The sequence below is a fragment of the Siccirubricoccus soli genome (genome assembly GCF_024178315.1).
GTDB lineage: Bacteria > Pseudomonadota > Alphaproteobacteria > Acetobacterales > Acetobacteraceae > Siccirubricoccus > Siccirubricoccus soli.
The window spans coordinates 1-12,677 of sequence record NZ_JAMZIK010000005.1 but is presented as its reverse complement, the minus strand read 5'-3'; the positions used below and the strand labels follow the sequence as shown (position 1 = coordinate 12,677).

6 protein-coding genes are annotated in these 12,677 nt (G+C 67.9%); 4 read left to right on the top strand and 2 right to left on the bottom strand.

Annotation, left to right across the window (positions count from 1 at the left end):
• Positions 1 to 33: 33 nt before the first annotated feature.
• On the bottom strand, positions 34 to 2,424 hold the full coding sequence (locus NJ376_RS00420; RefSeq protein WP_252951236.1) for a glycerophosphodiester phosphodiesterase family protein: 2,391 nt from the start codon (positions 2,422 to 2,424) through the stop codon (positions 34 to 36).
• Positions 2,425 to 2,731: 307 nt separating this feature from the next.
• Between NJ376_RS00420 and NJ376_RS00415 the strand changes: the two genes are divergently transcribed.
• From NJ376_RS00415 to NJ376_RS00405, 3 genes are read left to right on the top strand one after another with little or no spacing between them, the layout of a single operon-like run.
• A complete protein-coding gene (locus tag NJ376_RS00415) occupies positions 2,732 to 8,176 on the top strand; it encodes an SdiA-regulated domain-containing protein (RefSeq protein ID WP_252951235.1) in 5,445 nt (1,814 codons plus the stop codon).
• Positions 8,176 to 9,462, top strand: coding sequence for a glycosyltransferase family 9 protein (locus NJ376_RS00410; protein WP_252951234.1), 1,287 nt, complete (start codon positions 8,176 to 8,178; stop codon positions 9,460 to 9,462). The genes NJ376_RS00415 and NJ376_RS00410 overlap by 1 nt, the downstream gene beginning before the upstream one ends.
• Positions 9,459 to 10,253, top strand: coding sequence for an FkbM family methyltransferase (locus tag NJ376_RS00405; protein ID WP_252951233.1), 795 nt, complete (start codon positions 9,459 to 9,461; stop codon positions 10,251 to 10,253). The genes NJ376_RS00410 and NJ376_RS00405 overlap by 4 nt, the downstream gene beginning before the upstream one ends.
• Positions 10,254 to 10,671: 418 nt before the next feature.
• On the opposite strand, the gene NJ376_RS00400 is transcribed toward NJ376_RS00405, so the two are convergent.
• A complete protein-coding gene (locus NJ376_RS00400; RefSeq protein ID WP_252951232.1) occupies positions 10,672 to 11,646 on the bottom strand; it encodes a Bug family tripartite tricarboxylate transporter substrate binding protein in 975 nt (324 codons plus the stop codon).
• Positions 11,647 to 11,997: 351 nt separating this feature from the next.
• Here NJ376_RS00400 and NJ376_RS00395 point away from each other — a divergent pair.
• A partial coding sequence (locus NJ376_RS00395; RefSeq protein WP_252951231.1) for a PAS domain-containing protein occupies positions 11,998 to 12,677 on the top strand: 680 nt, incomplete at its 3' end.

Here is a 12,677-nt window from a genome sequence, read left to right as displayed (position 1 = left end):
CACCCTCCTCCTTTCCGTGCCGGCGGTGCGCTCTCAGAGCAGCTCCAGCTCCGCCCGCGCCACCGCGGCGCGCCCGGACTCCGGCGAGTCGGTGAAGAAGCCGTCCACGCCGAGATCGATGAAGGCGCGGTACTCATCCTCCGGCGACCGCACCGAGCCGTCAGGGTTCAGCGCCTGGAAGGCTTCCTCGTCGCGGAGCGTGTAGATCACCACCTCCAGCCCCGCCGCATGCGCATCCTTCAGCAGACCGGTGACCTGGCCGGTGACCTGGGTGGTGATGGCGGCCACGCCGTCGCCATCGCCATCCACCGGCGGGGAGACGGGCCGGGTCGGCAGGATGTCGTCCTTGTAGGGGCCGATGGCTTCAGCATAGAGCGCCTTCATCGCCCGCAAGGCCTCGGGCGTGTAGAGGTCGCCATTGGTCGCGCTTTCCGCCGTCAGCTCGAAGCCGAAGTCGGCATAGGCGCCCTGGTTGTTGCCGCGGGCCGGATCGAAGTTGAAGGCGATGTCGTAGCCGCCTTCATTCATGAGTTGCAGCAGCGGGATGTCGATGCCGGCCGCCGGCATGACCTGCTTCTGCAGCTCTATCAGGTTGGCCAGCTCGAAGGACTGGATGGTGACGCGGGACGGGTCGGTGAAGTCGTTCGCCACCAGCGTCTCCACCAGGAGCCTGCTGGTGTCCTGGGCGATCGGCGTGCCGTCGAGGTGGTGCCCTTCATACTCGAAATAGGTCGGATGCTTGGTTTCCGGCGCGATGCCGATCTTCTTCCCCGTCTCGAACTCCACCTCCTTCACCAGGTCGATCACCTCCGCCAGGGTCGGGATGCGGTAGAGGTCATTGTAGGCGGTGTTGTCGGGGCGGATCTCCGGGATGCGCTCCCGCGCATGCAGGGTCTTGATCTCGGCAAGGGTGAAATCCTCGGCCCACCAGCCGGTCACCGGCACGCCGTCCAGCAGCTTGGTGACCTGGCGGTCGGCGAATTCCGGGTGCTCCGCCACATCGGTGGTGCCACCGATCTCCGGCTCATGCCGGGCGATCAGCACGCCATCCTTGGTGACCACCACATCCGGCTCGATGACATCGGCGTCCTGCTGGATGGCGAGGCGGTAGGAGGCCAGGGTGTGCTCAGGGCGGTAGGCGCTGGCGCCGCGATGGCCGAAGACGGTGGGCGCCTCGCCATCCAGCGTGTTGAAGCCCGGCGGCGCATCCGGCGTCAGCACCAGATCCGCCCAGGCGAGCCGGTGGTCGGAGCTGGGGAAGCCGCCGGGCAGCTGCGGGTCGTACTCGCCGACCAGGGGGAAGAGCGGGTCGTCGCTGGCCGGCCAGAACACGCCGGCGCCGCGCGGCGCAAGGCCGTCCTTCGAGGGGAGGACGTAGTCGGCGCGGAGGTTGCCCGGGGCGGTATCGGCGAAATCCGCGGTGTCGAATCCCGGGTCGCCGGCATGCGACGCATTGGCGCCGCCCTGCTCTCCGGCCTGTTCCGGCCCGCCGGGGCTGGCCGGGCGGAGGCTGGCATCCACCGCCTCGCTGCTGAGCAATTGCTGAATGGCCGCGTCCACGCTGTCGCCGTCCTGCGGATCGGCATTCATGTCGCCCAGCACGACGAAGCGCTCCCCCTCCTTCAGCCCGCCATACACGCCGGCATCGTCGTAGATGTAGCCGCCATGGCCAGGGGTGACGTAATCCGCCAGGAAGCGGATCTCGTCATGGTTGCGCAGCCCGTTGCGGTCCTCTGCGCCGTCGAAGGTGGGCGGCGTCGGGTGGCCGGCGATCATGTGCACCACCTCGCCATCCACCAGCACCGGGACGTCCCAGAAACTCTTTGAAGCGAGGCGGAAGCCGGCCAGCTCCTCGGCCGAGTACCAATCGCCCGGCGCTGCCGTGGCGGCATCGTCCGGCAGTAGGGCGCCCGGCATGTCCTTCCAGAGGAAGGTCTGAAAGGTCCGAACCTGATCGAAGAGGATGGGATACTTGGAAAACAGCGCCATGCCGTACTGGCCGGGGAAGGCCCCGAAGCCGAGCGCGTCATCGCCATAGCCGGGGGCCCCGGGGGTGGTCACCACCTGGCCGTCATTGTTCAGGTCGAAGCCGGAGGGGATGCCGGTATTGGACGGCGCGACGAAGACCTGCGGGTAGTCCTGCGCCTCCGCAACGTCGGAGGCGAGGCCCAGCGTGTTTTGCGGACGCTCGAGGTAGTTCAGCCGGAACAGATCGGCGGCGGCGCCATAGGGCGCGTAGTCGAATTCATTGACCAGCAGGATGTCGGGGGCGTTGCGCTGGATGATCTCGGCGATGGTGGCCGCCTGCGGATCGGCCGGCGTGGCAAGGTCCGCGATCAGCTCCCCGGCCGTGCCGCGGTTCAGGGAAGCATTGAAGGTCGCGACGCGGAAGGTCGAGGCAGCGTTGCTGGATTCCGTGCTCATGCAGTCTCCTCCATGGCGACGCGCGGATGGCACGCCGTTGCGGGAAGAGGCTTATCGCCCAAGGATTTCGTATACTTTCATACGAAAAGACGTGTCCGTGACATTGCGGCAACCCATCCGAATGCCGGACGCGCTTCGGACTGCCGGCGTTCCAGGTTCCGGCGAAGCGACGATTTAATAAAACCATTACCTTCCGGTCACTCAACGGCGCAGGCCGGCAACATTGCCTCCAGGTAGAGCAGCAGCGCCTGCCGCCCAGCGCCGGCGCGCGGGACGACCACACGGCTAGCTGCGGAGTCCTCCAACGATGTCCGGGACGAATATCGATCTCACCACCTATGTCCGTGTTGGTCGCTACGACCTGCCCGAACCCACCCGGACCGAAGCGCCGGAGAACAGCGTTCTGGCCCAGGAGGTTTCCGCCGTCACCTACAACCGGGATACCGACACGCTCTTCGTCGTCGGTGATGGCGGCACCTCCATCGTCCAGATCTCGAAGACCGGCGAGCTCATCGACTCGATGACCCTGGCGACCGGCAGCAGCCCGCAGGGCACCGAATTCTACGACCCGGAAGGCCTGGCCTATATCGGCAACGGGCAGTTCGTGATGACCGAGGAGCGGGACCGCCGCGCCGTCCACTTCACCTACGAGGCCGGCGGCACCCTGACGCGGGACGAGGCGCAGACCGTCACGCTTGGCACCAATGTCGGCAATGTCGGCCTCGAGGGCCTGACCTACGACCCGCTGACCAGCGGCTACATCTTCGTCAAGGAGATCGACCCCGAGAGCATCTTCCAGACCACGATCGACTTCGAGGCCGGCACGGCGAGCAACGGCGACGCCAGCACGGTGAACTCCACCAACCTCTTCGATCCGGCGCTGCTCGGCCTCTCCGACATCGCCGATGTCTTCGCCCTTTCCAACATCACCTCCCTGACCGGCACCGACGAAGCCACGCATCTGCTGGTGCTGAGCCAGGAGGATGGCCGGATCGTCGAGGTCGGCCGCGACGGCAGCATCCTCAGCACGCTCACCATCTTCACCGATGCCGGCAACCCGCTCGCCCTGCCCGATCAGCAGCATGAGGGGCTGGCGATGGACGATGACGGCATCCTCTATGTCGTCAGCGAGAATGGCGGCGGCGATTTCGACCACCCGCAACTCTGGGTCTATGCCCCGTCCGCGGCGGCGGACACGGCGCCGACCGGCATCGCCCTGGGCGGCGCCGTGACGTCCCTGCCCGAAGGCACCGGCACCACCGACCGGGTGCGGGTGGCCAATGTCGTCATCGCCGATGACGGCCTCGGCTCCCACACCCTCTCGGTCAGCGGCGCCGATGCGGCGTTCTTCGAAGTGGACAACACCGGCCTCTACATCAAGGCCGGCACCGTGCTCGACTTCGAGACGAAGCCGAACTACTCCGTCACCGTCGCCGTGGACGACACAGGCGTGGGCGGCACGCCGGATGCGACGACGACCTATACCCTGGCGCTGACCGACGTGGCGGACAGTGCCGGGCCGGGCGGCCTCATCATCTCCGAGGTCGCGCCCTGGTCGAGCGGCAACAGCCCGGTCGGCGCCGACTGGTTCGAGGTGACCAATAACGGTTCCGGCGCGGTGGACATCACCGGCTGGAAGATGGACGACAGCTCCAACGTCTTCGCCCAGGCCGTCAGCCTTACCGGCATCACCAGCATCGCGGCCGGCGAATCGGTGATTTTCATCGAGACCGACAACCTTGAAGCGGCGAAGGCCGCCTTCATCGCCACCTGGTTCGGCGGGAATGCGCCGGCCGGGTTGCAGATCGGCGCCTATAGCGGCGGCGGCGTCGGGCTGAGCACCGGCGGCGACGCAGTAAACCTCTACAACGCCGCCGGCGAGAAGCAGGCGGGCGTCAGCTTCGGCGCCTCCCCGGCCGAGGCCCCCTTCGCCAGCTTCAACAACGCCGCCGGGCTGAACAATGCCGAGATCACCGAACTCAGCGAGGCGCGCACCAACGGCGCCTTCGCCGCGGCGGCGGACGCGAGCGAAATCGGCTCGCCCGGCACCGTCGGCCGGGTCTTCATCTCGGAGGTAGCGCCCTGGGCCAGCGGCGACAGCCCGGTCGGCGCCGACTGGTTCGAGGTGACGAACGGGACGGCCTTCGACCTCGACGTCACCGGCTGGAAGATGGATGACAGCTCCGGCTCGCCGGCTGCCGCGGTGGCGCTCAACGGCGTCACCAGCATCGCGCCCGGCGAATCGGTGATCTTCATCGAGAGCGACGACCCCACGGCAGCGAAGGCCGCCTTCATCGAGACCTGGTTCGGCGGCAACTTGCCGGCCGGGCTGCAGATCGGCACCTATAGCGGCTCCGGCGTCGGCCTAAGCACCAGCGGCGATGCGGTGCATCTCTACGACGCCAGCAACACGCTGCGGGCGAGCCTGACCTTCGGCGCCTCGCCGACCGGCCCCTTCGCCACCTTCGACAACGCCGCGGGGCTGAACGCCGCCACCATCACCCAGCTTGCCGCAGCGGGCACCGACGGCGCCTTCGTCGCGGCCGGCGATGCGGCGGAAACCGGCTCGCCCGGCGCGGTCGCGGCGGGAGACGGGCCGGCAGCGCCGGCCTTCACCCTGCAGATCCTGCACGCCTCGGATTTCGAGGCCGGGGTGCAGGCGGTGGACCGGGCGCCGCAATTCGCTGCCATCGTGGACAAGCTGGAAGACCAGTACGCCAACAGCATCACCCTGGCCTCCGGCGACAACTACATCCCCTCGCCCTTCCTCAATGCCGAGGGCGACCCGGCGATGAACGCGGTGCTGCAGGAGTTCTACGCGCAGCTCCTCGGCGTGCCGGTCTCGACGCTGTCCAGCCTTACCTCCGATCTCGGCCGCGTGGACATCGCCATCATGAACGCCCTCGGCGTGCAGGCGAGCGTCTTCGGCAACCACGAGTTCGATCTCGGCACCCGGACCATCCTGACCGCGATCGACATGGCGCAATCGGGCGGCCTGGCGACTTCGATCGGCGCGATGTTCCCCTACCTCTCGGCCAATCTGGACTTCTCCGGCGACGCCGACCTGGCGCCGCTGTTCACCGACCTGCTGCGCGACGCGGCGAGCTATGCGACGACCGCCGCCGACCTGAACCCGGCAAACATCGCCGCCGAGGCAGCGGACCAGCAGATCGCACCCTGGACGACCATCGAGGAGAATGGCGAAACCATCGGCGTGCTCGGCCTGACCACCCAGGTGCTGGCCAGCATCTCCTCCGTCACCGGCGTGCGGGTGAAGGACCCGGCGGGCGATGGCGGGGTGAACAACACCGACGAGCTGGCACAGATCCTGCAGCCCTATGTGGACCAGATGACGGCGCAGGGGATCAACAAGATCGTCCTACTGAGCCATCTGCAGCAATATGGGCTGGAGCTGGAGCTGGCGGGCAAGCTCTCGGGCGTCGATATCATCATTGCCGGGGGCAGCCATTCGGTCTTCGCAGATGGCACCGACGGGTTGACCGAGGGCGTGACCGCCGACGAGACCTATCCGGTGATCCGCACCGGCGCGGACGGCAACGCCGTCGCCGTCGTCAACACCGGCGGCGAGTACTACAATGTCGGCCGCCTGGTGATCGGCTTCGACGCGAATGGCGTGATCCTGCCGGACAGCGTGGACCCCGCCGTGTCCGGCGCCTATGTGGCCGATGACCAGACGGTGGACGAACTCTATGGCGAGGGCGAGGACCCCTACGCCGATGGCACCCGCGGCGGCGCGGTGAAGCAGCTCACCGATGCGGTGGATGCGATCATCGACGCCAAGACCGCCGTCGTCGCCGGCTACAGCGACGTCTATCTCCAGGGTCAGCGGGCCTTTACCCGCACCCAGGAGACGAATTTCGGCAACCTCTCGGCCGACGCCAACCTTGCCTATGCCAAGTCGGTCGACGGCAGCGTGGTCATCAGCCTGAAGAATGGCGGCGGCATCCGCGAGGGCGTCGGCACCGTGGGCACGGGTGAGACCCCGAGCTACGAGCCGCCGGCCGATGGCCGCGTCACCCAGCTCGACATCGAGAACGCGCTGCGCTTCAACAATGGTCTCTCGCTGATCACCGTGACCGCGCAGGGCCTGCTCGACATGCTCGAGAACGCGCTGCGCGGCGTGGCGCCAGGGGCGACGCCGGGCAGCTTCCCACAGGTCTCCGGCCTGAAGTTCAGCTTCGACCCCAGCCGCCCCGCGGGCGACCGGGTGCTGAGCCTGGCCGTGGTGGATGAGGCCGGCAACGTCATCGACGTGGTGGCGCAGGATGGGGCGGTGGTCGGCGATCTCGGCCGCAGCTTCCGGATGGTGACGCTGAACTTCATCGCCGATGGCGGCGACGGCTATCTCGGCAACGCCGGCGGTGCCACGGTCAGCCCGACCGACCGCGTGGATCTGTTCAACGCCGCCGATCCCAGCGGCTATACGACGGAAGGACGCGAGCAGAAGGCCTTCGCCGACTACATGGCGGAGCATTACGGCACGCCAGAGACCGCCTATGGCGCGGCCGACACCTCTCCAGCCCTCGATACCCGCGTGCAGAACCTCTCCGCCCGGGCCGAGGATGTGCTGCCGGAGAGCTTCGCCTTCAACGGCACGGCAGGCGACGACAGCATGGCCGGCAGCGCTGGCGACGACGTGCTGAACGGGCTGGCCGGCAACGACACCATCGCCTCCGGCGCAGGCAATGACAGCATCGACGGCGGCGCGGGCCTCGATGTGGTCGTCGTCGATGCGGCGCGGGCGGCGGCGACAGTGGTGAAGACCGGTTTCGAGACCTGGACGGTGACGACCGCAGGCGGCACCGACACGGTCACGGGGGTGGAGCGCCTGCACTTCACCGATGGCGGCCGTTCGCTGCTGCCACTGGCGGACGACTTCCTCGGCACCCACACCTCCAGCCCGCTCTTCCAGCACGGCGGCGGCACGGTGGCCTTCTGGACGGTGGAGGGCGGCCTCGTCACCGCTGCCACCGGCCTCGGCGTCAGCGCCGCCGGCTGGTCCGCAGTCGCGGCCGGCGACCTGACCGGCGACGGCATCGCCGATGTGGTGTTCAGGAGCGCGGCCGGGGACATCGCCCTGTGGCAGACCAGCCAGGGCGCGGTCACTGCCTCCCGCGGCCTCGGCATGCTGGGCGCCGGGGAGAGCTTCGCCGGCCTCGGCGACGTCAATGGCGACGGCACGCAGGATATCCTCGTGCGTGACGCGGACCATGCGATCTCCGCCTGGACGGTGTCGAACGGTGCCGTTACCGGCGTCACGGCGGTGGGTATCACGGACGCCGCCTGGACCCTGGCCGGCACCGCGGATGTGAACGGCGACGGCACGGACGATCTGGTCTTCACCAGCACGGCCGGCGACGTGGCCGCCTGGCTGGTGCAGAACGGCGTTGCCACCGCCGGCCCCGGCATCGGCAAGCTCGCGGCGGGCTGGAGCTTCGGCACCGTCGCCGATGTCAACGGTGACGGCCACCAGGACCTGGTGTTCACCCACACAGACGGCTCGGTCGCCGCCTGGCGCATGGATGGCAACGGGGCGGTGGCCTCCGCCGGCTCGGTAGGCAACCTGGCGGCGGGATGGAGCCTCGCCGGCAGCGGCGACTACACCGGCGACGGCGTCGCCGACCTGCTCTTCGTCCACGGGGACGACTACGCATTCTGGGAAGTGCAGGACGGCGTCGCGGTGGCGGCCGCCAGCCTCGGCAGCACGGCGGCCGACTGGGCCATCGTCTGATGTCGGCATCGGGAGGTGCGCTGGACGGCGAGGGCCTGACGCCCCCGCCGGCCGGGGCCATCCTGCCGCGGATCCGCCACGCCGCGGCGCTGCTCCAGGCGACCTGGCGGCAGCATGGGCTGGCAGCGGCGGTGGGCTACGGGTTCAGCACGGTGCTCCGCAAGGGCGCCCTGCTGCTGCACCAGGTCGGCGCCCGCACGCAGGAGAGGACGCTGCGGCAGGCATTGCGGGCGGAGCGGCGGGCGGCGCCGGGTGGCGTGCCGCGCATTGCCGTCGCCATCACCGGCGGGATCGGCGATATGCTTGTCGTCGGCCGCCTCCTGCGCGATCTGGAAGCCCATCTCGGCGGCGCCATCTTCGATGTCTTCTGCCCGCGCCCGGCGCTCGCCGCCTGGGCGCTGGGTGGCCTGCCGAGCCTTAGGCAGGTGCATTACGATATCCTGTTCGACGGGCTGCGCCAGGAGTACGACGTGGCGCTGCGTGCCAACCAGATGCTCGTCCTCTACCGGGAAGACCTTTGCTGGCAGACGGTGCGGGACCATCCGGCCCTGGCGGAGGTGGTGGCGGCGCTGATCCGCAACCGGCCGCTGATCGATCCCTTCGTTGCGCAGCACCCCTGGCACGACAACTTCCTGGCCCAGAAAGCGGTGTTCGGAGGCCGCAGCCGGCGGGACTTCCTGCACCACCTGGCCGGGCTGGAATATCGCGGGGACCGGATGGCAGTGCCGCAGGAGCCAACGGCGCTTCCTCGCTTCGGCCTGTGCCCGGGAAGCTACGTCACCGTGCACAATGGCTTCGACACGGAGTTCATCATAGCCGGCCGCCGCGCCACGAAATGCTATCCGCATTTCGGCGAGGTCGTGGCAGAGCTGAAGGCTGCCCGGCCCGACCTCGCTGTCATCCAGCTCGGCACCGCTACCAGCACGCCTATCCCATCCTGCGACCAGGTGCTGATCGGCCGGACCTCCATGCAGGAGGTGGCGGCAATCCTCGCCGGCAGCCTGCTGCACCTCGACAATGAGAGCGGGCTGGTGCATCTGGCGGCTTCGCTCGGCACGCGCTCCGTCGTGGTGTTCGGGCCGACGCCGGTGGACTATTTCGGCTATCCGCAGAACCTCAATATCGCACCGCCGATTTGCGGCGGCTGCTGGTGGATGACGCGAACCTGGATGGATGGCTGCGCCAAGGGCTATGGTACTGCCCTGTGCCTGCAGCAGCAGGCGCCCCGAGCGGTGGCAGGCCAGGCCCTGGCGGCGCTGGCGCCGATTGCGGAGGCGGTGTCATGACTCGGCCCGATGCTGGCCTGCTGGAGACCCTGGAGGCAGTCATCGAGCAGCGGCTGGGCGAGCCGCTGCGGCGCATCCTGGCGAAGCTGGAGGGCGGCGGTGAGGCCACGGGCCTCGGCCCCTGGAATTATCGCGGTCACCCGGACCAGCTTTTCGGCGCGGTGAGCTACGCCCAATTTGCCGAAGACCTGATCCTGCTGAACCTGTTCCAGAGGCTCGGGGTGGATCGGCCGAGCTATCTCGATATCGGGGCGCACCATCCGGTCCATTGCAGCAATACCGCGCTGTTTTATGCGCGAGGTAGCCGCGGCGTCTGCGTGGAGGCGAACCCAAACTTGATCCCCGCCTTCGCCGAATTGCGGCCGGAGGATGTTACGGTAAATATCGGCGTCGGCCCAACGGAGGGCGAACTGCCCTTCTACATGATCGATGAGTGGTCCGGCCGGAACAGCTTCGACCGCGCTGCGACGGAAGCCTTCGTCACCGCCCATCCGGAGTTCTCCATCCGCGAGGTGCGGCATATCCCGGTCATCACGCTCGATCAGGTTGTGGCGCGGCATTGCGGCGGTGCCTGGCCGGACCTGCTGAGCATAGACATCGAGGGGCAGGACCTGGCAGCGCTCGCGACCTCCGGCCTGCGGCGTGGCGCCGGGCCACGGATCATCTGCGCCGAGGTCGTCAGCGGCGGGGATCAGGATGCCGGCACGGACATGGCCGCGTTGCTCTGGGAGCGCGGCTATGCCGAGGCGTTCCGCACCGTGGGAAATTCGCTGTTCATGGTGCGGGAGTGAGGGCGAGGTGCAGTGGTCCCTTCCACGAAGGGGTGGACCGCAAGGCCTATGCGGAGATCGCGTGGGACCAGGAGATCTCGGTCAGCACGGTCGAGAGGACATGATCCGGCCCAGAACGCCGGCAGGGCAGTCCTACGGACCCGGGCAGACCTAGAGCGTTTTCGGTTTACATGCGTTCACCGAAAACGCTCTAAGCCTTTGTTTGCAGAGCAGATTCACGCCTTCGGGCGATGCCGCCCTACGGCGATCTGCTCTAGCGGATCAAGCCGCCTTCCACGCCTTCGAGCTTGGCAAGACAACACGGCGGACCTTCGGGCCTGTCCTCCGGCGTATTATCCTTGGTAATCCCGCCACAATGCCGGTCCGAACCCCCGCGGGCAGACCGCCGCATCGGACGCACCGTCGCTAGGCCGCAATGCTACTCGGGCTGGACACCGGCGGCGCGCAGGATCGCGGTATAGCGCTCGACGCCGTCGCGCACCAAAGCCATCACCTGCTCGGGGGCATCGAAACCCGCCCGCGGCGCAACCCCGGCCAAGTCGAGGAGCTTCTCGGTGCTCTGCTGGATCGCCCCCCGGAAGGCGGCGCCAAGTGCTGCCACCACGGGTGCCGGCGTTCCGGCGGGGGCAAGAATGGGGAAGAACTCCTCGTGGATCAGCCCAGGCAGGCCGGCTTCAGGCGCGCTCGGCACGTCGGGCAGCGCCGGGCTGCGCTGCTCCGAGAGCACCGCAAGCGCGCGTACCCCGCCGCCACGGATCTGCCCGATCGAGGAGGCCATGGTCGGGGTGCCGACCTGCGCTTCCCCGGCAACCAGCGCTGCGACGCTCGGGCCGCCACCGCGGTAATGCACCGCCTCAACCTCAGCCTGGGCGATCGAGCGGAACAACTCGGCGGCAACGTGCACCCCGCTGCCGATACCAGCGGTGGCCAGGTTGTAGCGGCCTGGATTGGCTTTCAACAGCGCCACCAACTCCTTTGCCGTCTGCGCTGGCAGGCGTGGGCTGACCACGAGCACGTGCGGGGAAAACCCGGCCACTCCCACGCCGACGAAGTCCTTGAGCGTGTCATAGGGCACCCGGGCGACAATCGCTGGCACCGTTGATTGAGAGCTGTTGATCAGCACCGTGTACCCATCCGGCGCCGCGCGCGCGACATACTCGGTGCCGATCACGCTGCCGGCGCCAGCACGGTTCTCGACGATGATCGGCTGACCAAGGGTTTGGCTGGCTGCTTCCGCGACAATTCGCCCGACGATGTCGTTCGAGCCGCCGGGGGCGAAAGGGACGATCAGGCGGATGGGCCGGTCGGGCCGCCAGCCCTGTGTGGCTTGGGCCCGGGCCACCGACGGCGCGAGGGCAGCAGCAAGAGCGAGAGTCCGACGACGGATCGTCATGTGGAGCAACCTCCCCGGGTTCGGCTGCGCTTCGCCTCTGAAGGGGCGGTGCGCGCCATTTTTCTGGCCAAACCATACTGCGATCGCGGATCGAGGCCAGACACGACATCGCTTTCCATTCACCGGCCCGGTCTCGCTGCGGAAGGCGAAATCCGGCAGCCCCTGCCCTCGGTCCTCCAATAGCCTCCAGTCACCTGTTTCGAGATCGCACGCACTGCATGCATAACCGAAGTAGTTCGCGATTATTTTATTGATCAGCCACGTATACGTGATTAGTCATGGATCGCCCCATGAACGGGAGCGCGGCCCGGAGGCATGCTTCATCCCGGCCGACGAAAAGGGTCACCCGGTATGGACGGTTTCATCGCGCAGGCTCTCCTGGGCGTCACGGATGGCGAGCATCCACCCCTTGCCGCCATTGCGCCGGATTCCGGCACAGCGAAGTCCTTGGAAAGGCTGCTGAACGGCGTGCCGTATCCGGTCCTGATCAAGGACCGGGCGCATCGCTGGGTGCTGATGAGCGACGCTTGGTGCGCGCTGATGAACCGCCCGCGTGAGGAGATGCTAGGTCGTACCGATTACGATCTGGTCTCCAAGGAGCAGGCGGATGGATACTGCGCCCTGGACGACGAGGTTTTCGAGACCGGGGAGGACCGGGAAACCGAGGAGGGGCTCACCCTGTCCGATGGTACGGTTCATGTCCTCCTTACCCGCAAGCGGCTCGTCAACCTGGCCGATACCCATGGCGACCAACCCTTCATCTGCGTCTCGGTCTTCGACATCACGGATATCAGGCGGACCGAGGCCGCCCTGCGGGAGCGCGAGGCACGCTATCGCGCGACCGTGGAGCTGAGCCCCCTCATCGCCTGGTCGGCGGACCCGCAGGGCGGGATCGTCGATGTCGTGTCGCGTTGGTATGAACAGACGGGCCTGACGCCTGAGCAGACCCTCGGAACGGCCTGGGCCGCTGCCCTTCACCCCGAGGATGTAGCTGAAACCTCTAGGCAATGGCGTCACGCTACCGAGACTGG

Bases quoted from the DNA above. Each gene is read 5' to 3' on its own strand.
- NJ376_RS00420 (WP_252951236.1), bottom strand. From the start codon at position 2,424: ATGAGCACGGAATCCAGCAACGCTGCCTCGACCTTCCGCGTCGCGACC.
- NJ376_RS00415 (WP_252951235.1), top strand. From the start codon at position 2,732: ATGTCCGGGACGAATATCGATCTCACCACCTATGTCCGTGTTGGTCGC.
- NJ376_RS00410 (WP_252951234.1), top strand. From the start codon at position 8,176: ATGTCGGCATCGGGAGGTGCGCTGGACGGCGAGGGCCTGACGCCCCCG.
- NJ376_RS00405 (WP_252951233.1), top strand. From the start codon at position 9,459: ATGACTCGGCCCGATGCTGGCCTGCTGGAGACCCTGGAGGCAGTCATC.
- NJ376_RS00400 (WP_252951232.1), bottom strand. From the start codon at position 11,646: ATGACGATCCGTCGTCGGACTCTCGCTCTTGCTGCTGCCCTCGCGCCG.